The sequence below is a fragment of the Bacillus sp. AFS088145 genome, from assembly GCF_002564465.1.
Classification (GTDB): Bacteria; Bacillota; Bacilli; order Bacillales; family Bacillaceae_G; genus Gottfriedia.
This window is the reverse complement of record NZ_NUUX01000021.1, coordinates 102,161-123,555: the sequence shown is the minus strand read 5'-3', so window position 1 is coordinate 123,555 and position 21,395 is coordinate 102,161. Positions and strand designations below refer to the sequence as shown.

Sequence of the window (21,395 nt, the reverse complement as noted above, 5' to 3'; positions counted from 1 at the left end):
TTCTACACATCCTCTAATGATTTTCATTTAAGTCCAAACAGATGATAATGATAATTATTATCAACAAAAACACATTTATTATATTAAGTGATAATGATTATCAGTGTCAATAATTTTTATTCCAATATTTTCTAATTTATGCAAAATAAAAAAGCAAAAAGTATATAACTTTTTGCTTTAAGTGTGTAAACTAAATTCAAAAATCAACGATCCGATTGAGTGAAAAACTTTGCTTTTTAAGGGGGTCTTAGTTAAATGAAGTAGCTAAAACCTTCTGTTCAATATTTAAAATCTTATAAAGTTCATCAAGTTTTTGAATTTCATAGGTTGGAATTATATCTGATTCATTTGAAAACATTTTTGGATTGACCCAGCAAGTATCAATTCCTGACCCTGCCCCACCAATTATATCCGCGCTAAATGAATCTCCAATTATCAATGTCTTATCTAATTCAAAATTTGGAATTCGATCAAATACATATTGGAAGTATTCATTCATCGGTTTTTGATAACCAGTATCCTCAGAAACGAAAATGTCTTTAAAGAAAGGATAAATACCCGCCGCATTCAAACGTTTATATTGTGTCTTTGAAACTCCGTTTGTGACAATATATAATTCGAACTCATGCTGAAGACTTGTAAGTAATTCATATGCACCTTCAACTAATTGATTTCCCTCTCCTAAATAACTTTGGTAAGATTGTTCCAGCAGAAAACCGTCAACTTCAATACCAAACTCTTTAAATAAGGTTGAAAAACGTATGTTAACCACATCATCCCGACTTATTTTACCTTCTTCAAATGACTTCCAAAGTCCATGGTTAATCTCTTTATACCTTGATTTGATTTCATCTGTTAATGGTATATTTTGATCTATAAATAGAGATTGTAATGCTACTTTTTCCGCTGCACCAAAATCTAATAATGTATCATCTACATCTAATAATAATGTTTTGTATGTTTTCATAACATTTCCCCATCTCTATTTATTTAATTCATATTTTACTAGATTGATTTTTAACTAGCTTAATACGTTTCAAACTTATTCCGCTTAATTTAAAAATTAATATACCACTTATAATAAGCAAAACACCAATTAGATGCTTAGGAGAAAACGGAACTTTCTCAAGACCTAGCCATCCCATAGAATCAAATAACATTGCAAAAAATAATTGAGATGTGAGAACAATTGATATCGCATAAGTTGGTCCAAGAATTTTAGTACTATTCGTTAAGCAGAAAACAACACCTACACCGACTATTCCGCTAATCCAATACCAATTTTTCATATTATGCAAAACAAATAATTCCTTACCTTCAAATAAAAGCCCCATTCCGAAAGAAGCTAAAAAGCCCATTCCTAATACAAATGTAGTTGTTACCCATATTCCCGCCCGTTCATTAACTTTACTATTGAATATATTTTGTAAACCAATTAGTGATCCTGCTATTAAAGATAATATTAATCCATAAAGCATAAATTGCACCTCCCAAAAATTTCTGTATGATTCCTAAAACTATCATTCGTATATATTATTACTTGCAAGAATACTCAAACCGGCTCGATCTTTAATAAGGATACTCCCTTTTTTTCGCTCTACTAGGTCATCCTTACAGAACTGTTGAATAACTCGATTAACATGTCGATAACTCGTTCCGATTAGATTTGCTGCGTCTTTAAGATTGATTGGATTTAAATTATCGTTTTGTAAAGAATTCGCTTCATGGTATGAAACCGATAATAAGTAACTTGCTAGTCTAACTTCTACTGGATACATTAAATTAAAGCTCATTGAATTCGACTTAATAAGAAACTTTTCCGTTATGATGTCTAATAAGAATTGAAGAAACGGTGCATAGTCTTTACCAAATTTTTTTAGCCAGCGATAATCTACAGCAATCATCTCAACCGCAGATATGGCTTCAACCGTATTTATATAGTTAGAGCCTCTTACATATTCAATGTCGCCAATTAATTCAAGAGGCGTCTTAAATGATAGAATTAATGTTTTACCCTCCGCTGAAGAAGTATAAACTTTGATTTTCCCTTTTACTAAAATAAACAAATTTTTTGGTGAGTCTCCTTGAGAACAAATAAGGTCTCCTTGCATGAATTGTTTAAGAGTCATATGAGCTTTTAAATCCTCATTAAAAACTGCTTCAATATTATGTTCAGCTAAAAAATGATTAATTTGTTCAATATCACTAGTGATTTTCAAGTTAACTTCACCTCCTGTAAATTTACTTTTAAGAACCTAACACAATCACACCGATCAACATCATACCAATTCCAATAAATTGTGACGGACTAATAGTAAGCTTTTTGACTCCGAACCAGCCTCTACTATCAATGATAAATGTTAAACTTAGCTGTGCGATTAAAAGAACAGAAATTGAAAATGTCACACCAATAATATGAATTGATGTCACATTACAAAAGATAACAAATGCTCCAAGTGCCCCACTTAATAAATAAATTGGATTCACTTTTTTAACTTCAGCTAATTTTTTATCTTTTATTAAAAGTAGTATGAATAAAGCTACAATAAAACCTGTAAACTGTGTAATTGTAGCTGCTTGCCACGTGCCAATATCACTACTAATTTGCGAATTTGCAACTCCCTGTAGTGTAATGAATGCTCCGCCGATAATTGCTAATAAAATTCCTTTCATATTTTTCTCTCCTGACATTTTGATTTCTTCATTATTAAACGATATTGGATGGTTGTTTGGGAAGGACATATGTCCTAAAGAGAAAAAGCGCGTACTTTGCAATTGTGGAAAACTTTTTTAAATCATATAAATTTCTGTGGATAGTTTGTAGTTATATTTTTTGGGAGTGAATTTTTTGTGGATATTCCGCTATTATGTGGAAAACTTCCCATAAAAATGTGGAGAACTGTAAAATTAGTGGATAGTTTGTAGTTGAGTTTTTTTAGGAACACTCCTTTATTTGTGGATACTTTTGGATCATTTTGAAATATTGAGGATCTGAAAATAAATTTCGATAATCGCAATTAAACGATAACTATACCCATACCGCTTACCGTATTTATGATGAAATCCACTAAAAACAGATGATATTATTTATCCTAATCAATCTTTTCATCTAAAAAGCTTAACACAGACTAATTATTAACTAGATTCCGTTATATTTCAGAGCTTAGCAAGGCTAAGATCAATAATATACCCCAAAAATTACATAAAAAAATCAGGCCACTAATTAATATAGCCTGATTCGCTTTTTATTAAATTACTTCTTCACTTACTAAACTTGATTCCATTAAAAGTTTTATTTCATTGATCTTATTTTGATTAAATAAATCAACAATTTTACTACCAACAATGACTCCATCACAATCTTGGCTTAATTCCTTTACTTGTTCTGGGGTAGATACACCGAATCCAGCTATGACAGGTTTATTACTAATTTCTTTAACACTTTTTAAAAAGGATGATAGGCTGTCTTCTAGCTCATTTCGAACACCAGTAATCCCTTTTACTGTTACTGTGTATAAGAAACCTCTTCCTTTTTCAGCAATTTTAATGATTCGATCTTTTGGCGTAGCCATTGTGACTAAACGAATTAGTTCTACTCCAAAGTCTTCAAGTTGATGAATGATAATTTCTTCTTCTTCGATTGGTAGATCAGGAATAATACAGCCGTCTACTCCTGCTTGCTGAAGGTCAGATACGAACCTGTCAATTCCATAAGCTAAAATGGGATTCATATATGTCATGACGATTAAAGGTACAGAGATTAATTTACGAACTTCTTTTATTTTTTCAATTACAGCTTGTAATGTTGTACCAGCTTGTAATGCTCGAATTCCTGCTTTTTGAATTACTGGTCCGTCTGCTACTGGGTCTGAGAATGGAATACCTATTTCGATTGCCGATGCGCCAAATTTTTCTAGTAAAGCAAGTCTTCCCCCTAATACTTCAAGACCACCATCTCCTGCCATTACATAAGGAATAAATAGCTTTTCACCTTTTTTAAGTCGTTCTGAAAATTGGAATTCAATTCGATTCATTATTATTTCCCCTCCTTTAATCTCTCACGAACGGTATGAACATCTTTATCGCCTCTGCCAGATAAACAAATGACTAAATTTTCATCTTTCTGCATCGTTGCTGCTAGCTTTATTGCATAAGCCACTGCATGTGCACTTTCCAATGCTGGGATTATTCCCTCTAATCTTGCTAGTAATTGGAATGCTTCAAGTGCTTCTTCATCTGTGATTGATTCATATTTTACTCGCTCAATATCTTTCAAATAGCAATGCTCAGGACCTACCCCTGGGTAGTCAAGTCCTGCAGAAATTGAATGGGCTTCTTGTATTTGACCATCTTCATCTTGAAGTAAATACATTAATGCACCGTGTAATACCCCTGGTACGCCTTTAGTTAAAGATGCTGCTTGCTTATCTGTATTGATTCCATGCCCAGCTGCCTCTACTCCAAATAACTTTACACTTTCGTCCGTTATAAATGAATGGAACATACCAATTGCATTACTTCCCCCGCCAATACAAGCTACTACCGCATCAGGTAGTTTGCCTTCCTTCGCTAAAAATTGTTGTCTTGTTTCTTTTCCAATTACACTTTGGAAATCTCGTACCATCATAGGAAAAGGGTGTGGCCCCATTACTGATCCTAATAAATAATGAGTGTCATCTACATTTGCAACCCAGTAACGAAGGGCTTCATTTACTGCATCCTTTAATGTCGCACTTCCGGATTCAACACTAATCACTTTTGCGCCTAGTAATTCCATTCGGAAAACATTCAGTTCTTGTCTTCGAACATCCTCAGCACCCATGAAAATAACACATTCTAAATTTAATAAAGCACAAATTGTTGCAGTTGCTACACCATGTTGTCCCGCTCCTGTTTCAGCAACGATTTTTCGTTTACCCATTCGAATCGCAAGTAATGCCTGACCTATTGCGTTGTTAATTTTGTGGGCACCAGTATGATTTAAATCCTCACGCTTTAAATAAATATTAGCTCCGTTAGCATGCTTAGTTAAATTTTCTGCAAAGTAAAGAGGTGTTTGGCGACCGACATAATCCTTTAACAAGCTTTCAATTTCCTCATTAAACGCTGGATCATCTTTAATAGTTGAATAAGCCTCTTCTAATTCTGTTATGGCTTGAACAAGCGTTTCAGGTATATATTTCCCTCCATACATACCGAAATGACCTTTTACATCTGGAAGTGTGTACGTAGACATTTAAATTCCTCCTAATTTAACTTTTTTTATAAAACTTTTTATTTTTTCTTCATCTTTTTTCCCGTTCGTTTCGACTCCACTACTTACATCAACCATTATTGGTTTTACGAGGCTAGTTGCATGTATTACATTCTCAATTGTCAATCCACCAGCTAAAATCAAGTTATCTGTTTTCCTTGATTTAACAAGGCCCCAGTTAAATGTTGTTCCATTTCCGCCACGATATTTTCCACTCGGGCTATCTACTAAAATATAATCACAATCATATTCTGCGATTTTTTCAACGTCCTTTTCCGATTGAACTCGTAATGCTTTGATTACTGGAAAGGATAATGAACGACAAAATTCTGGCGTTTCATCTCCATGTAGCTGAAGATGTGTTAAACCAACTTCCTCGTAGATTGATTCTAATGTCTCCTTTGTTTCATTTACAAAAACGCCAATCTTCAACACCGAATCTGGCAGTGACTCAATGATTTTTTTCGCCTCAGAAACTTCAATTTGACGCTTACTTTCTGCAAATACAAATCCAATGGCATCAGCTCCTGCATTTATTGCACATTTAGCTGTTTTTAAATCGGTTATGCCACAAATTTTCACTTTCACTGCTTAGCCTCCTTTAGTATAGGAACCATCAGCTCGCTCATGTTTGATGATAATTCATTGCTCCTCATTAATGCCTCTCCGACTAAAATTCCGTTTGCCCCAACATCTCTTACGCGTTTTGCATCATACTGATTGAAAATTCCACTTTCACTAATAATGAAACCTCCATCTGCTTGAATAAGTGGTGCTAGCCTTTCTGTCACACCCAGATTCACTTCAAATGTTTTTAAGTTTCGGTTATTAATTCCGTATAGATCGGGCCTAATTTTTAGTGCTTTTTCTAAATCTTCCTCGTCATGTACTTCCATCAATACTTCGAGATTTTGCTGCTTCGCATATTGATATAAATTAGTTAGTTTTGTAAAAGGTAATGCAGCAGCAATTAGTAAAATAATGTTTGCTCCATGCTCTTTTGCGATATCTATTTGAACTGGATCGATAATAAAATCCTTGCATAATATCGGAATATTAACGGAATCACGCACGATTTTCAGATCTTTAAAGGAACCTTTGAAGAAAGTCGTATCAGTTAAAACAGATATTGCTGCTGCTCCATTTTTTTCATATTTTTTTGCTTGTTCTGCGGGATTAAGATTTGTATTAATATCACCTTTTGATGGTGATGCTCGTTTAAACTCTGCAATAATCGTTAAATGGTCTGCAACTTTTAATTTTTCAATTAATGATAAATTCTTTGCTTGGTCCGTTATTTTCTGGCTAATCGCTCTTAAACTTTTAATTTCGATTTGTTTTTGAGAAATGATTCGATCTAAAATGGTTTCCATTTAAATAACCTCTCTTTTTAGTTTGCTAGTTTTTTCAACTAGTTTTTGTAATTTCTCATAAGCTGCACCAGAATCGATGCTCTCTTCAGCCTTCCTAATACCATCTGTAATTTGATTGACAATCCCTGAAGTATAAATTGCTAAACCAGCATTTAATAAAACCGTATCTCTAAAGGCTCCTTTTTCTCCTTTTAATACTCGAAGAAGAATATCTGCATTCCTCTTTGCATCTCCACCTTTGATTTCTGTATTTGGATAATAAGTTAATCCAACTTCTTCTGGATGAAGTGTCATCTTTTTCATCTCATTATTTTCTAGTAGGACGATATGATTCTCACCAGCTAACGATGCTTCATCTAAATGCCCTGCACCGTTTAATACAATCGCTCGTTTACGTCCTAATTTATTTAGCACTTCTGCAAAAACTTCTAAATAATCTCTTCTGTAAATTCCTAATAGTTGGGTCTCTAATTCAACTGGATTTGTTAAAGGTCCAATTAAGTTAAAAATGGTCGGAATTTGCAGCTCACGTCTAACCTTCATAACTTTTTTCAATCTTGGATGTACATATGGAGCAAATAAAAAGGTAATGCCTATTTCATCTAAAAGCTCCTCGGAAGCTTGTGTTGGGATCGATAACTCCACACCTAATTGTTCTAATACATCGGCGCTACCTGTTTTGCTAGACATGCTACGATTTCCATGCTTTGCAATTGGAATTCCACTTCCCGCAATAACAAATGCTGATGTTGTACTCACATTAAAGCTCGATGAGTTATCTCCACCTGTCCCGCAATTATCAATGACATTATGAAACTTCCTAGTAAATCCTACCGTATGATTTCGAATTGCATTTACTAGTCCTGCGATTTCGTTTACTGTTTCACCTTTTGTTCTTAAAGCAACTAGAAATGCTGCGATTTCACTATCTGATATTTGATCATCCTGTAAAATCCTACCGACAGCTACTTGCATTTCTTCTACTGTAAACGACTCTCGATTAGCTAAGCGTTGAAGGTACTCTTTCATCTTTTAATTCCTCCCTTATTTCATTTAAAAAGTTTAATAAAAGTTGTTTTCCGTATTCTGTTCCAATAGATTCCGGATGAAATTGCATACCGTAGATTGGATATTTTCGGTGTTTAATAGCCATGATTTCTTGATCGTCCATAGAGAATGCTAAAGTTTCAAATAATGGCGGTATCGTTTCTTTTTCAATTACCAGTGAATGGTATCGCATAACTTCTAACGGTTGGGACATATAGGCAAATAAATTACTGCCATCATGCCTAATTTTCGATGTTTTTCCATGTTTGATTTGTCCTGCTTTAATAACTTTTGCGCCGAATGCATAACCGATTGCTTGGTGCCCTAAGCAAATGCCTAGTATTGGGACAGTCTTATGAAAAGCTTGAATGAGTTCATTCGTTTCCTGCTTCTCTTCGGGCTTACCTGGCCCTGGAGAAAGAATAATTGCTTTTGGATTCATTTGTTTTATTTCATCTATCGAAATTTTGTCATATCTAGCGATTTTCATTTCTTCGCCAAGCTCTCCCAAAAACTGATAAAGATTGTAAGTAAAAGAATCATAGTGATCAATTATTAAAATCATGATTTTCCTCCAAAAAGGCTTTTAGTTTATTAATGGTTTCTTCATATTCGTGTTCGGGTTTGCTGTCATAAACAATACCTGCTCCTGCTTGAATATAGGCCATTTGATTTTTTAAAATCATCGTTCGAATAGCTAATGCAAAGTCAAGGTTTCCATTAACGGATACATAACCGACTGCACCGGAATATACCCCTCTCTTTGAACTCTCTAATTCATTAATGATTTCCATTGCTCTAATCTTAGGTGCACCAGATACGGTTCCAGCTGGTAAGCAAGCAATAAGAGCATCAAGTGAGGTATGTGGTTTTTTTAATTGCCCGCTAACTTCGGAAACGATATGCATGACATATTTGTATTTTTCAACGGTCATATATTTTTCTAATTTGATTGTTCCAAACTCGCAAACTTTGCCTAGATCATTTCTCCCTAAATCAACAAGCATTTTATGTTCGGCAAGTTCCTTTTCATCCTGTAATAAATCCCTTTCGATCATTAAGTCTTGTACATCCGTTTTCCCTCTTCGCTTCGTACCGGCAATTGGATTCGTTATAACCTGATTATCCTTAACTTTTATTAAACTCTCAGGGGAAGTACCAGCAACAACGCTATCACCAAAATCGATATAATACATATATGGTGACGGATTTTGGATTCGTAATTTTCGATAGTAATCAAATGGATTGCCTTCAAATTTTGCTCCCATTCGATGTGATAGAACGACTTGAAAAATATCTCCTTTTTGAATAAATGACTTTGCCTCTTCTACTTTGGAAATGTAGTCAGATTTACTAACTTCAGACTCAAAAGTAGAAAATACAACTGGTTTTACTTCCTCCTCTTGGTTTGAATTAGATAGAATTACTTGCTTATACTTCTGAATTTCGCTCTTCAAATCTTCTAATGTTGTTTCATCGGAAAGCTTTGTTCCAACCAAATGAATTTTCTGTTCCAAATGATCAAATACAATAATGACTTCAAAAAACATTAAATGAAGATCTGGCATTCCGATAACATCTTCTAGCTCATCACCGATCTCTTCAAACTGGCGAATCATATCATATCCTACATACCCAATTCCCCCACCAATGAAAGGGATATCCAATACCTCTAAATAATCCTGCTTTGGTATTAACTCTTTCAGTTTTAAAAGAGGATTTCCAACAAACTCTTCTTTTTTGCCATTTTTATAGATGATTTGACCACTTTGATTTGTCCCAATCAATTCAAAAGCAGGTTTTGAACCAACAAATGAATAACGGCCAGAATCTTTATGCTTAAATGAGCTTTCAAATAAAAACTTTTTGCTAGCGTTCAATTTCTTAAATAATGAAATCGGTGTAAACAAATCCCCCATTATCGTTTCAATGACTATTTCTGCTTTGTTTTGTACTGACAATTTGTTCGACCTCCAAAAATTTAATGATGAATATAAAAAAAGTCCCCTATACGCACAAAGATTGTGCATATAGAGGACGATTAGTTGCTACCGCGGTACCACCTCAGATTGGATCAGATTGATCTGAATCCCACTTTTCGGATACGGGAATAAGTTACTAAAATAATTCCGATACCCTATCCTTTTAACGGTGGAAATCCGTGCATCCCTACTTTAATGTTCAAGATGCCTCTCGTAAGTCCATTCGATAAAGGTTCCTGTATTAGACTCCCACCATTGTCTAACTCTCTGTGACATTCACCAATATTTACTCTTCTTACTCAGCGATTTATTATTATTAAATTTTAAAGAAATACAAAAAGGGCCCCCCGTCTTAAAAAAGGACGAGAGACCCGTGGTGCCACCTTCATTAGCTGATTTAACAGCTCACTTTGTCGGTATCCAATCAACTTTCCAATGAATACCCGTCTTTTGTAACGAGAAGACTACTCGCCAAAGCCTACTACTTATTTAAGGTTCGGTTTGGATGCTCGGAAGTCCATTCGCGATTACTTTCACACTGATTCGCACCAACCATCAGCTCTCTTTAGTTTCCGTAATCGTTACTACTCTTCGTCAACGCAAAGTAATTATGGATTTTTATTTAAATTAATTGTCCTTATATTATTATGCAAAAAATAAAAAGTCAACAAGTTTATTTCTACAAGATTCGATTTTTCTACCTTTTAGAAAACGAATATTATACGTTTTTGTAAATCTAAAAAACGGAATCTTAAATGATTTTCATTTAAGTCTTCATTGCATACACAACCTAATTTTGGAAAGAATAAACCCAATTAGACCTTCCATCAAAGAGGTATCAATATGAGAACCAATACAACAACAATTACGTCAAATAAAGAAGAAATTTTATCAAATAATCTTAAAAATAATATTGAAATAATTCAAGAATATTTAAGTCATACAGAAGATTTAGTCGTTAAGATTATTCATAAAAATACTCAGATTTTTGCCGTTTTGTTTCTTGAATCGATGATAAAAATTGAGGCACTCCAATCATTTATTATTGAACCCATTTTAAGAGAAACAAAGGATAAGACAGACAATATCGTCAAATCATATGAGATTAAAAATTCAACAAATATCTCTGAATTAGGAGATAGTTTATTAGACGGATTTTGTCTAATTTTAGAAGAAAATTGTTCAAATGGAATTCTAGCGGCAGCTTCAGATGATAAGGAACGTACAATTTCTGAACCGGCTAATGAACAAAACATTAATGGTCCTCGTGATGGTTTTGTTGAAAGTATAAATACAAATATACAATTACTAAGAAAACGAATTCGTAACCCTGAGCTAAAGGTTAAATATTTTACGATTGGTAGGATTACGAATACAAAGGTTGCTATGATTTATATCGATTCAATTGCAAATCGAAAACTTGTTGAAGTTATAGAAAATAGAATATCAGTTGTCGAGGTAGACAGCCTGAAATCTACAGGACATCTAGAAGAATTAATTGAGGATAATACTTTTTCGCCTTTTCCACAAGTACTAAATACAGAAAGACCAGATAGGGCTGTATCTTATCTTTTGGACGGAAAAATAAATTTGCTTGTAGATGGGAATCCTACTGTGTCAGTCTTACCAATTACCTTTTTTGCTTTTTATCAAGCTCCTGACGATTATAACCACAGATGGTTAATAGGCTCTTTTTTTCGGATTATTAGAGTTTTTAGCTTTATTATTGCAATCTGTCTACCTGCAATCTATATCGCAATTGTATCTTTCCATTCTGAAGTACTACCAATCGGAATTCTTTATTCAATTAGAGTCTCTTTAGAGTTTGTACCTTTTCTTCCTCTTGCAGAGGCATTTATGATGCAAATCATATTAGAGCTGTTAAAAGAAGCAGCTATTAGACTCCCATCTCCTATCGCTCAAACAATTGGTATAGTAGGTGGATTAGTTATTGGTACGGCTATTGTTGAAGCGCATTTAGTATCAAACACGATGATTGTTGTGATTGGTTTTACAGCGATTGCATCATTTGTAGCCCCGGTCAGTGAAATGGGAACTAGTATGAGATTATTAGGATTTCCAACTATGATTATGGCGTCGATATTAGGATTTTTTGGGATTACTTTATCATTAATGTTAATCTTTATGCACATGTGTAAATTAAAATCCTTTGGTATGCCGTACTTTTCACCAATGGCACCTTTTAGAAAGGAAGATATTAAGGATACATTTATGAGGCTTCCTATATGGAAACAAAATACAAGACCAACCGATGCACTTCCCCAAAAACTTGACCGGCAAAGAATATCTAGGGTGTGGAAGAAAAAATGATAACGAATAGTAATTCGATTTCTAAATTACAGCTTTATTTTTTTATTGTCCAAAGTCAAATAGGTATTGGATTACTCTCCTTGCCAAATGCGGTTGAAAGCACTGCTAAAGGTGATGGTTGGATTTCCACATTAGTTGCTGGAATAGCCGTTCAAATTACAATAATTATCTATTGGCTATTACTAAGAAAATATCCAAATGCAATCTATACAGAAATCACCAAAAAAATTTTAGGTAGATACGTGGGTAAGTTATGTAATTTTTTTATCTATATTTATTTTATTATGATTGGAAGCTTTGCTTGTATACTTTTTATAAGAACCATAAATCTTTGGTTACTGCCACTTACTCCTATGTGGGTATTATCACTAATTATCATTTTATCTAGCATTTATTTAACAATTAGTGACTTAAGAATCATTTCAAGATTTTTTGTTATATCATCCGTCTTAATCATCTTACTTTTTTTTCTGTCCTTCTTTACCTTTTATTTACCAAAGGAATTTCGCTTTATTCTACCAATTGGACATACCGGTGTGAAAAATATATTACTGGGAAGTCATAAATCTTTACTTTCAATGTTAGGATTTGAAAGTCTTTTACTAATCTTTCCTTTTATTCTTGATTCAGAAAAAGGAATATTAAAAACTGCGAGTTTTGCCAATATTACGGTGACACTATTCTATACATATTTCACCATACTTTGTCTAGTAAGCTTTAGTCCAACACAAATTTTGCAAATTCGGGAACCAGTTTTATATCTTTTTAAGGTACTTTCTTTTGAAATGATCGACCGTTTAGATTTGATTTTTTTATCAGTTTGGATTGTACCAATGACAACATCCGTAATTATCTACATGTTTTTAGCATCGAAAAGTATTAGTAAAGAAACTACATTCATAAAAAATGTTGTTATAAGTGGAATCCTTATTTTTATAATTACACTTTTGCCAATCGATGAAGAACAATTAGTTACCTTTAACAAATATGTAACTTATTTAAGTTATGGGGTTGTATTTGGGCTTCCGTTCATTCTCTTTTGCCTATCCTTCATCATCTCTAAGACTGAAAGGAGTGAGCAATTATAAGAAAATCCTTCTTGATTACTTTATGCTTGTGTACCTTTTTCTTAGCTAGTTGTTGGGATCAAAATCTATTAGTAGATAAAAAAATGGTGAATGGGATCAGTTTAGACTTAGATAAAGACAATAATATATTAGCCACAGTTAGAGCATTAAATATCGAAAATAAAGGTGGCGGCCAATTTGAAGTAAAAGACGAACTTGTCAAAATAAAGAATTCTAATGTATCTGGAATGGGAATTGATATTAATAATAAACTACCTGGTCAAATTGATGTAAGTAAAGCTCATATTATCTTAATTGGAAGAGAACTTGCTAAAAAAGGAATTTACCCTTTTTTAGAGATTTTTTATCGACCTAGACAAGCCTCCGCTTCTACTAGAATTGTCATTGCAGAAGATAAAGCATCAGACATTATTTCACTCGATCCTGGAACTAGTCCAATTGCATTCGAAATCTTAAAAGGATTAGAAGCTGCTGAAGAAACGACAAAAATTCCGAAAGAGACTGTTTTTATAGCTTGGAAACAGATTACTGATGAGGGCAGTGATATGGTTTTACCTTATGTAAAAAAAGATGAGAATGATAAAATTACAATTGGTGGAATAGACTTATTTGATGGCGATCGGTTCTCAGGAATTAGCTTACCTGATGAAAAAGGAAGCCTGTTATTATTAATGATGGACCGATTAACTAAGTATAGTGAAATGGCTATAAAATTAGGACAAAATCGTTCAGTCTCATTTAGGGTAAAAGATATAAAGAGGGATTTAGATTTAAAAATAGATAAAAAAACGTCAAAAATAACTTGTAAACTAAATCTAAATCTTGATTTAACAATTACTAGCTATTCAGGTAAGGTAGGAGAAAAACTTAACAAGGACAAGTTAAATAAAGAAATTTCACGATTGCTTACTAATCAAGCTAATGAAATCGATAATTCATTACTGGAAGCTAATTGTGATGCATTTGGAATTGGAAGAAGAATTTCAAGTTCTCATCCAACTTTATGGAAAAAATTAAATTGGAAAAAAGATTATAAGGATGTTAAGTTCAAAACTTCCGTTAAGGTAAAAATTAATCAAACTGGACCTGTTTTTTAAAAGTTAGTATTTATAATAGATCATTCTCTTGAGCAACATAATGTAATGATATGAATTAATTTTGTTTTTAGGAGGAATCATACTTGAGACTAGGTAAAAAAAATGATACATTCTTTGAAATGCTCTTAAATATTGCAAATAATGTAAATGAGTGTTCGATTTATTTTGATGATTTTAAAATAAAAAATGCTACTGATTTAAAAACATTCTCTGCAGAAATGAAGGCTTATGAAACAAAAGGTGATACATTTATTCATCAAATTATCGTTGAATTAAATAAAACATTTATTACACCAATTGAACGTGAAGATATACTAGAACTTGCTAATAAAATGGATGATGTACTAGACGGAATGGAACAATGTTCAGCAACATTTGAAATGTACTCCATCATTCAAATCGATGAATTCATGGTGAAGTTTGTTAAAAATATTCGCAGTGCTGCCAATGAAATATTAAAAGCAATTCAGTTACTTTCAAGGAAGAAATTATTAGAAATGCGCGTACATGCGATCCAAGTAAAAGATTATGAGTCACAGTGTGATGCGTTATTACGCACTTCCATTAAAGAGTTATTTAAAAATGAAAAAGATCCAATCAAAATCATTCAGTTCAAAGAGATTTATGAAATGCTAGAAGCAGTTTCTGATAGTGCACAAGATGTAGCTAATACACTTGAACAGATTATTATGGGTAATGCGTAATTAAATAGTAACTAAAAAATACAGCCTAATTAGACTGTATTTTTTTATTTCTCTTCTAATAGTTTCTTTGCAAGTTTTCTAACGATTGATCGTGGAATGAAGCGAACAGATTGCGCCAAAATTTTATTATTAATACCTGTAATAACAACAGTTTTCTTCTTACTAACTGCCTCATAAGTCAACTTCGCAACTTTTTTTGGTTTCATAATTTTACCTTTAAATAGCTTTGAATTATTTCCACCGGATGAATTTATAATTCCCGTTCTAGTTGGTCCTGGACAAACAGCTGTTACGGCAACTCCTGAATGTCTTAATTCCTCAGAAAGAGCTTCACTTAATGATAATACATAAGCCTTTGAAGCTGCATAGACAGACATTTTTGGCCCTGGTTGAAAAGCTGAAGTAGATGCAATATTAATAATATGGCCCGATTTTTTTGAAGCATATTTGGTAAGAAGTATTTTACTAACTCTGTTAAAGTAACAATATTTAACTGAATCATCTTTAACTCTTTATTTAAATCAGTCCGACCAAAATCTCCGTATAGGGCAACTCCAGCATTATTTACTAGAATATCAATCTCCATTTGGGATTTTGTAATTTGATCAAAAATGGACTTAGCAGAATTTACTTTAGAAAGGTCTTCTGTAATAACTAGTACTTTTATATTGAATTGCTTCTTCAATGAATTAGCCATTTCTTCTAATTTAATTTTATTCCTAGCAACTAAAACTAAGTTGAAATGATCTTTTGGAAATAATTTAGTTAACTCATAACCGATTCCTTCCGTAGGCCCGGTAATTAATACTGTTTTACCCTTTTGTTTTTTGACAGTCATTTGGATTATCCTTTATCTTTTTATCGTTTGAACACTTTTCGTTTTACTATATGTTCAACTTAATAAAAAAAGGATTCCTACTTTATTTCTCGTAATATTTCTTAACTAACTCAATAAATATTTCCATCGATTTCGTTTGAAGTTCGATTTTATCTGTGATAATTGAAAAATTCCGTTGAATAGGTGTCCCTTCTACTTTTAGGTAATCAATGGTATGTAACTGCTTTTCTTTTTTTATTGCTAACTCAGATAGATAGGTAATTCCCATGCCAGCTTCTACAGCTTCTTTAATTAATTGTGTACTACCAAATTCAATTATATTTTTAGGACGTATCTTTAATAATTCAAATAATCGTTCAGTCGCTTCCCTTGTTCCAGATCCTTCTTCCCTAACAATCCAAGTTTCATTTTCAATTTGATTCAATGTCACAGCTTCAATAGTGAATATTTCACTCTTAGTTCCAGCTATTATATACATTTCATCATTTGCAAAAGGCTGTATATTTAAATTTGTATGAATTGCTTCCCCTTCAACTATTCCAACATCAATTTGATAACTTAATGCAGCCTGGACGATTTCTCGAGTATTCCCTATTTGCACTGATGGAATGACATTCGGGTAAAGTCTCTTCATTTTAGCTAAAATTTGCGGTAATACATATTCACCGAAAGTATAACTTGCACCTAACTTAAGATGACCACTAGCCTCATTCATTAGATCATTCACAAGTGTCGACATACGCTTGTATAAACTAGTTATTTCCTTAGCATGCAAATAAACAATTTCTCCAGCCTTTGTAAGCTGAACATATTTATTTGTTCTAATTAAAAGCTTTGCACCGATATGCTTCTCAAGTAATTGAATTTGCTGACTAACGGATGGTTGAGTCATATGTAACTCCTCAGCCGCTCTTGAAAAGTTTCTTTTTTCAGCAACCGCCATAAAAACTAAAAGAATTTGATCCATACTCTATCTCCCAGTATCAGATTTACTTATTATCAATATTATAATCATTTATTTTCCTTATAATAGGAAATATGATAAAACAGGTAAAAAAGAAAAGACTGATTCTTGGTGAATCAATCTCTGAGCGTATACATATTTCAGACTGATTGAAAACGCTTGTCTTTCGAGGCGCGAAGTCTGGTGAGGAGCGGAGTTACCCTAGACAGTAATGAGCACCGCAGACAGGCGAAGCAACGAAGAAAGCGAGCGTTTGTCAATAGTCTGAGACTGATTCAAAATGAATCAGTCTTCTTTGATGACTTAACTTTTCGAATTAAGTTAATTGCCAAGTATGCTAAAACCATAAAAACAAGATAAATTGTTGCATAAAACCAGTACTCTTTATTGGTAAGTTTATTACTTAGAAGACTTAAAATGAAGAATGTTGTAAATGAACCTATTAATAGCCCAATTAATGTTTTTAACCTCATTACAATGCACTCCCATTGAAGTAATTTTAAGTATTTTAAAGAAACCCATTTAAAGTCTATATAGTTCATTATTGGTAAGAATATTCCATTCTAACCTTTCTAAAGCAAAATTAAGCTCTTTCTTTACACTACTTCCCTATAAAAAAGACTGATTAAATCGGTCAACAGTCTGATACTCTTTTACTATTTTGAACTCCGACATCAATTAGTTCACTTATAAACTCTTTAATATTTCCTACTAGGACACCTCCATGTCCAGTACACATTACACTACTATCAAACTGATTTATTTTTTTTAGTCCACCTAGAAAATGATCTAATTGTTCTGTTGAGACTCCGCCATCTCTCAAATATTTTACCCACTCATTTCTAAGGTCATCTCCTTTAGAGACCAGTCCATCCTTTGATAAAGGATCACCGAAGAAACATAAGAAATCACCTGTAAAAACTACTTTTGATGGGCGATGGTAAAATACGACCGAACCTGGAGTATGGTATCCAACTAAATCATATTCAAACTCCTTTATTACTTCAAAATCTTCCAGGTCATTACTAAATTGACTTAATTCATGTGAATCAATCAAATTATTATCATTTGAATGGATAAATTTCTTAGCGTTTTTAAAAATATTAGAACCTTCAATATGATCTTCATGTCCATGTGTAGCTAAAAAGAGATGGACGTCTTCTGGTGTTTTCCCTAATTCAACCAGAGCTTTCCTAATATATTTAGAGTGGATCCCCTTTCCTGAATCAATGAGAGTAACTCCATTATTTTGAATTATAATATAAAGTAGCAATTATTATATGACTTCCATTCGGTATCCCATATCGCTAAAACGTATATGTTATCTACCACACGTTCGAAAGAAACTTCCACGTCTTCACCTCCAGAATAGATAGCATTCCATAATTAACTAAAAATCGGTCTGAAATACCTACAATATAGTGTTCTATCTTTACGACTAATAACCTTTTATCAATATGTTATCTAGTCATAACGAATATATATTATGAAAGATTTATGAGGGTTAATAGGTCTTATCCACTATATCAAAAATACATAAGACATAAATTTAATTATTCAGAAAAAAATAGATTAGAAAATTAATATGCTATAATCTTTCTAATTTTATAAATATAGTCCTGGAAGGAGTGTATAATGTGGAAAAAGAAGTAAATTTAAAGAAAAATATTGGCTTTTTCGTATCAACGTCTTTAGTAATCGGTACAGTAATTGGTTCTGGAATTTTTATGAAACCTGGGATCGTGTTGTCTTCAACCGCTAATTCCACTATGGCTCTTTTAGCGTGGATTATCGGTGGTGTTATTACACTAGCAAGTGGATTAACGATCGCTGAAGTAAGTGTAAAAATCCCGAGAACTGGTGGATTATATGCTTATATAGAAGAGGTTTATGGTGAGAAGTGGGGATTTTTATGCGGTTGGGTACAAACCCTCGTCTATGGACCAGCTGTTATGGGTGCTCTTAGTCTTTATTTTGGCTCTTTGTTGGCAGATTTTTTCGGTTTTCAGGGAAGTAGCAAAGTTATTGCTATTATCACGATTATATTACTTGGTGGTCTAAATATACTAGGCACTCAACTTGGTGGATTTATTCAAACAATCTCTACTGCTGGTAAACTAGTTCCTATTATTTTAATTGCTGTTTTTGGTATCCTTCAAGGGGACGTATCAGTTTTTAATGCAGAGAGTGGTAGTTCTACTCAAGCACTTAATATGGGCGCAGCAGTATTAGCGACTTTATGGGCATATGACGGTTGGATGAATGTAGGTTTTATGGCAGGAGAAATGAAGAATCCTTCAAAGACTCTTCCTAGAGCAATTATTTCTGGTATTGTTATTGTTATTTTAGCTTATCTTTCTGTTAATATCGCGATGCTACATGTTTTATCTGCTAGTAAAATTGTTGAATTAGGTCCTAATGCAGCTACTGCGGCAGCTTCTTCACTATTTGGTAGTATTGGTGGAAAAATTCTTGCCATCGGAATTTTAGTTTCTATTTTTGGCTGTTTAAATGGCAAAATTCTTACATTCCCAAGGGTTACATTTGCGATGGCAGAACGAAACTTCCTACCTGGTTCAAAAGTATTATCTAGTATTCATCCTAAATTTAATACACCAGTAGGCTCAACAGTTTTTCAAATTGTTTTAGCATTAGCAATGATGATATTCTGGAACCCAGATCGACTTTCTGATATGGCTATATTTGCAGTTTTCTTATTTTATGGACTAGCATTTAATGCAATCTTCATATTACGTAAAAAAGATAAAGGTGGAAATAAATTGTATAAAGTACCTTTATACCCTATCACTCCGATTGTGGCAATATTAGGTACACTTTACATCATCGGTAGTACGATTATAAATGCCCCAATAGATGCACTTGTATCAATTGGTATTGCAATTGTTGGTTTACCTGTTTATTGGAGACTAAAATCGACTATTAGAAGCGAAGAAAAATATAAAGCAAGTTAATATATAGATTAATAAAAAACAGGTAAAAGACTTCAATATCTTTTACCTGCTTTTTTATGTCTCTATTATTTATGTGCAAAAAATACTAATTGAACTAAGAATAGTACTGCAAATATATATACAAATGGGTGTACGTCTTTAAATTTACGTTTAACGATTTTCATGATTGGATAAGAAATAAAGCCTAAAGCAATACCGTTTGCAATACTTGATGTTAATGGCATACTAACAATGACTAAAAATGCCGGGAATGCTTCTTCAAAATCATCCCATTTAATCTCCGAAATACTCTTAATCATAAAACAGCCAACAATAATTAAGCTAGGCGCTGTAATTGCGGCAACTTCTGATACTGAACCAATCATTGGGCTAAAAAATGCTGCGATTACAAATAGGACTACAACAGTTAATGATGTTAAACCAGTTTTTCCACCAGCACCAACGCCAGCAGAGGATTCTACAGTTGCTGCAGTCGGACTTGTTCCTAACATTGCACCAACAATTGTTCCAATTGAATCAGCAGAGAATGCACTTCCTCCCTTTTCTAACTTACCATTTTTGATAAGACCTGCTTGTTTAACGATTGCTAGTAAAGCTCCTGTTGTATCGAATAACATGACAAGTAAGAATGAGAAAATGACACTATAAAGTCCATATTCAATAATGTCTTTCACTGAATCAATTGGGTTGTATACTAAAATTCCTTTTGGTAAATGTGGCATAGCAACAAAACCATTTGCAAAATTTAACTGACCTGTAAAATATGCAATTAGACCTGTCGTAATCATCCCTAGAAATAACGCACCATTTAAGTTAAGTGCCATAAATACAATTGTTATTAGTAGACCAATCAATGTAAGTGCAACTTTAGGGGAACTAAAATCACCAATTTGAACTAGATTAGTAGGATGATCTGCTACAATACCTGATAAACGTAAGCCAATAAAGGTAATAAACAAACCAATTCCAGCAGCAATTGCATGCTTTAAGTTAGCAGGAATTGCTTGAATCAATTTTGTTCGGAAAGTTGTTAAAGAAAGTAGTAAAAATAAAATTCCAGTAATAAAAACAGCAGAAAAACCTACTGAATATGGGAGATTATGTCCCCCAATTACAGAATAAGTAAAATAGGCATTTAACCCCATTGCAGGCGCTATAACGATGGGATAATTAGCTATTAAAGACATCGTTAAAGTACCAATAATGGTTGCTAGAATAGTAGCTAAAAATGCCTGGTTAAACGGTACACCTGCGTCCTTTAAAATCATAGGATTGACAATAATGATGTACGCCAAAGTTAAAAATGTAGTTAAACCAGCTAATACTTCAATTTTAACTGAAGTATTTCGTTCTTTAAGTTGAAACATATGAAGACTCCTTTATTATATTAAAATAAAAAAACTGCCCGCTTTTCATGAGAAAAAGCAGGCAGTTTTACATTGTAAAGAAAACAAAAATCCAGAGCTCTTCCTCATAGTCTAGCAGTTTACGGGCGCTAGGTAGAAACTCTTGAACCTTATTTTCAAGTTTATATGAGAAAATATTAATATATTTTTTCTATCATACGACCTGCCTTACAGTCTGTCAATAAAAAACATTTTTGTTATATAATTTAGAAAATAATATAATGAATGTGGATAAAATAGTAGTATACAACAATTATTTAAAAGTACTTTTTAGTAATAGCCGAATGGTGTTCTCATTAAAAAGCTATCTATGTTATTCTGAAAGTATAATTTAGAATT

At 33.0% G+C, this 21,395-nt stretch carries 20 protein-coding genes, 1 pseudogene, 1 riboswitch and 2 other annotated features; of the genes and pseudogenes, 5 read left to right on the top strand and 16 right to left on the bottom strand.

The annotated features are described in order from the left end of the window. Positions 1-247: 247 nt before the first annotated feature. From COI44_RS13705 to trpE, 11 genes are all read right to left on the bottom strand, one after another. Entirely contained in the window at positions 248-967 is a 720-nt protein-coding gene (locus COI44_RS13705; RefSeq protein ID WP_098428466.1) for a YjjG family noncanonical pyrimidine nucleotidase, read from the bottom strand. A 28-nt stretch (positions 968-995) separates the two neighbouring features. Continuing rightward, positions 996-1,478 carry a DMT family transporter gene (locus COI44_RS13700; RefSeq protein WP_098428465.1) on the bottom strand — a complete coding sequence of 161 codons (483 nt, stop codon included), beginning with the start codon at positions 1,476-1,478 and terminating at the stop codon, positions 996-998. A 42-nt stretch (positions 1,479-1,520) separates the two neighbouring features. Next, positions 1,521-2,219: a Crp/Fnr family transcriptional regulator gene (locus tag COI44_RS13695; protein WP_098428464.1), complete on the bottom strand. Its 699-nt coding sequence runs from the start codon at positions 2,217-2,219 to the stop codon at positions 1,521-1,523. A gap of 28 nt (positions 2,220-2,247) precedes the next feature. Continuing rightward, complete coding sequence (locus COI44_RS13690; protein ID WP_098428463.1) at positions 2,248-2,673, bottom strand: DMT family transporter; 426 nt, start codon at positions 2,671-2,673, stop codon at positions 2,248-2,250. Positions 2,674-3,248: 575 nt separating this feature from the next. Continuing rightward, positions 3,249-4,034, bottom strand: coding sequence for a tryptophan synthase subunit alpha (gene trpA / locus COI44_RS13685; RefSeq protein ID WP_098428462.1), 786 nt, complete (start codon positions 4,032-4,034; stop codon positions 3,249-3,251). A 2-nt stretch (positions 4,035-4,036) separates the two neighbouring features. Further along, positions 4,037-5,236: a tryptophan synthase subunit beta gene (gene trpB, locus COI44_RS13680; RefSeq protein WP_098428461.1), complete on the bottom strand. Its 1,200-nt coding sequence runs from the start codon at positions 5,234-5,236 to the stop codon at positions 4,037-4,039. Further along, positions 5,237-5,842: a phosphoribosylanthranilate isomerase gene (locus tag COI44_RS13675; RefSeq protein WP_098428460.1), complete on the bottom strand. Its 606-nt coding sequence runs from the start codon at positions 5,840-5,842 to the stop codon at positions 5,237-5,239. It abuts the gene before it with no gap. Further along, a complete protein-coding gene (trpC, locus tag COI44_RS13670; RefSeq protein WP_098428459.1) occupies positions 5,839-6,627 on the bottom strand; it encodes an indole-3-glycerol phosphate synthase TrpC in 789 nt (262 codons plus the stop codon). Before trpC ends, COI44_RS13675 begins: the two co-directional genes overlap by 4 nt. Further along, entirely contained in the window at positions 6,628-7,656 is a 1,029-nt protein-coding gene (trpD, locus tag COI44_RS13665; RefSeq protein ID WP_098428458.1) for an anthranilate phosphoribosyltransferase, read from the bottom strand. Then, the gene (locus COI44_RS13660) at positions 7,628-8,239 is read right to left on the bottom strand and encodes an anthranilate synthase component II (RefSeq protein ID WP_098428457.1); all 612 of its coding nucleotides are present in this window, start codon (positions 8,237-8,239) and stop codon (positions 7,628-7,630) included. The genes trpD and COI44_RS13660 overlap by 29 nt, the downstream gene beginning before the upstream one ends. Then, positions 8,223-9,593 carry an anthranilate synthase component I gene (gene trpE, locus COI44_RS13655; RefSeq protein ID WP_286163931.1) on the bottom strand — a complete coding sequence of 457 codons (1,371 nt, stop codon included), beginning with the start codon at positions 9,591-9,593 and terminating at the stop codon, positions 8,223-8,225. Before trpE ends, COI44_RS13660 begins: the two co-directional genes overlap by 17 nt. A 111-nt stretch (positions 9,594-9,704) precedes the next feature. Beyond that, positions 9,705-9,968 (bottom strand) — a binding site (T-box leader). Positions 9,969-10,011: 43 nt separating this feature from the next. Further along, positions 10,012-10,263: a binding site (T-box leader), on the bottom strand. 236 nt (positions 10,264-10,499) lie between these two features. Here trpE and COI44_RS13650 point away from each other — a divergent pair. The 4 genes from COI44_RS13650 to COI44_RS13635 all read left to right on the top strand — a co-directional run bounded on the left by COI44_RS13650 (position 10,500) and on the right by COI44_RS13635 (position 14,876). Continuing rightward, positions 10,500-11,987 (top strand): spore germination protein, encoded by a 1,488-nt coding sequence (locus tag COI44_RS13650; RefSeq protein WP_098428455.1) that lies wholly within the window; start codon positions 10,500-10,502, stop codon positions 11,985-11,987. Then, a complete protein-coding gene (locus COI44_RS13645; protein ID WP_098428454.1) occupies positions 11,984-13,075 on the top strand; it encodes a GerAB/ArcD/ProY family transporter in 1,092 nt (363 codons plus the stop codon). Before COI44_RS13650 ends, COI44_RS13645 begins: the two co-directional genes overlap by 4 nt. Positions 13,076-13,086: 11 nt before the next feature. Beyond that, complete coding sequence (locus tag COI44_RS13640; RefSeq protein ID WP_179887122.1) at positions 13,087-14,172, top strand: Ger(x)C family spore germination protein; 1,086 nt, start codon at positions 13,087-13,089, stop codon at positions 14,170-14,172. Positions 14,173-14,255: 83 nt separating this feature from the next. Next, positions 14,256-14,876 (top strand): DUF47 domain-containing protein, encoded by a 621-nt coding sequence (locus COI44_RS13635; RefSeq protein ID WP_098428452.1) that lies wholly within the window; start codon positions 14,256-14,258, stop codon positions 14,874-14,876. 44 nt (positions 14,877-14,920) lie between these two features. On the opposite strand, the pseudogene COI44_RS13630 reads toward COI44_RS13635, so the two are convergent. From COI44_RS13630 to COI44_RS13615, 4 genes and pseudogenes are all read right to left on the bottom strand, one after another. Further along, positions 14,921-15,714, bottom strand: a pseudogene (locus COI44_RS13630) (SDR family NAD(P)-dependent oxidoreductase). A gap of 82 nt (positions 15,715-15,796) precedes the next feature. Further along, positions 15,797-16,681, bottom strand: coding sequence for a LysR family transcriptional regulator (locus COI44_RS13625; RefSeq protein WP_098428451.1), 885 nt, complete (start codon positions 16,679-16,681; stop codon positions 15,797-15,799). Positions 16,682-16,953: 272 nt separating this feature from the next. Further along, positions 16,954-17,151 carry a hypothetical protein gene (locus COI44_RS13620; protein WP_098428450.1) on the bottom strand — a complete coding sequence of 66 codons (198 nt, stop codon included), beginning with the start codon at positions 17,149-17,151 and terminating at the stop codon, positions 16,954-16,956. A gap of 161 nt (positions 17,152-17,312) precedes the next feature. Continuing rightward, positions 17,313-17,951, bottom strand: a complete 639-nt coding sequence (locus tag COI44_RS13615) for an MBL fold metallo-hydrolase (protein WP_098428449.1) — start codon at positions 17,949-17,951, stop codon at positions 17,313-17,315. A gap of 364 nt (positions 17,952-18,315) precedes the next feature. Here COI44_RS13615 and COI44_RS13610 point away from each other — a divergent pair, with 364 nt between their 5' ends. After that, the gene (locus tag COI44_RS13610; RefSeq protein ID WP_098428448.1) at positions 18,316-19,650 is read left to right on the top strand and encodes an APC family permease; all 1,335 of its coding nucleotides are present in this window, start codon (positions 18,316-18,318) and stop codon (positions 19,648-19,650) included. A gap of 65 nt (positions 19,651-19,715) precedes the next feature. Here the strand turns inward: COI44_RS13610 and COI44_RS13605 are convergent, their stop codons facing one another. Continuing rightward, positions 19,716-21,017 (bottom strand): NCS2 family permease, encoded by a 1,302-nt coding sequence (locus COI44_RS13605; protein ID WP_098428447.1) that lies wholly within the window; start codon positions 21,015-21,017, stop codon positions 19,716-19,718. Between the two features lie 87 nt (positions 21,018-21,104). Continuing rightward, positions 21,105-21,206, bottom strand: a riboswitch (purine riboswitch). Positions 21,207-21,395: the final 189 nt, after the last annotated feature.

Excerpts from the sequence above, each read along its gene's own strand:
- COI44_RS13625 (WP_098428451.1), bottom strand. The coding sequence starts at position 16,681 with ATGGATCAAATTCTTTTAGTTTTTATGGCGGTTGCTGAAAAAAGAAAC.
- COI44_RS13645 (WP_098428454.1), top strand. The coding sequence starts at position 11,984 with ATGATAACGAATAGTAATTCGATTTCTAAATTACAGCTTTATTTTTTT.
- trpB (WP_098428461.1), bottom strand. The coding sequence starts at position 5,236 with ATGTCTACGTACACACTTCCAGATGTAAAAGGTCATTTCGGTATGTAT.
- COI44_RS13605 (WP_098428447.1), bottom strand. The coding sequence starts at position 21,017 with ATGTTTCAACTTAAAGAACGAAATACTTCAGTTAAAATTGAAGTATTA.
- trpD (WP_098428458.1), bottom strand. The coding sequence starts at position 7,656 with ATGAAAGAGTACCTTCAACGCTTAGCTAATCGAGAGTCGTTTACAGTA.
- COI44_RS13705 (WP_098428466.1), bottom strand. The coding sequence starts at position 967 with ATGAAAACATACAAAACATTATTATTAGATGTAGATGATACATTATTA.
- COI44_RS13690 (WP_098428463.1), bottom strand. The coding sequence starts at position 2,673 with ATGAAAGGAATTTTATTAGCAATTATCGGCGGAGCATTCATTACACTA.
- trpA (WP_098428462.1), bottom strand. The coding sequence starts at position 4,034 with ATGAATCGAATTGAATTCCAATTTTCAGAACGACTTAAAAAAGGTGAA.
- trpC (WP_098428459.1), bottom strand. The coding sequence starts at position 6,627 with ATGGAAACCATTTTAGATCGAATCATTTCTCAAAAACAAATCGAAATT.
- COI44_RS13620 (WP_098428450.1), bottom strand. The coding sequence starts at position 17,151 with ATGAGGTTAAAAACATTAATTGGGCTATTAATAGGTTCATTTACAACA.
- COI44_RS13660 (WP_098428457.1), bottom strand. The coding sequence starts at position 8,239 with ATGATTTTAATAATTGATCACTATGATTCTTTTACTTACAATCTTTAT.
- trpE (WP_286163931.1), bottom strand. The coding sequence starts at position 9,593 with ATGGGGGATTTGTTTACACCGATTTCATTATTTAAGAAATTGAACGCT.
- COI44_RS13650 (WP_098428455.1), top strand. The coding sequence starts at position 10,500 with ATGAGAACCAATACAACAACAATTACGTCAAATAAAGAAGAAATTTTA.
- COI44_RS13700 (WP_098428465.1), bottom strand. The coding sequence starts at position 1,478 with ATGCTTTATGGATTAATATTATCTTTAATAGCAGGATCACTAATTGGT.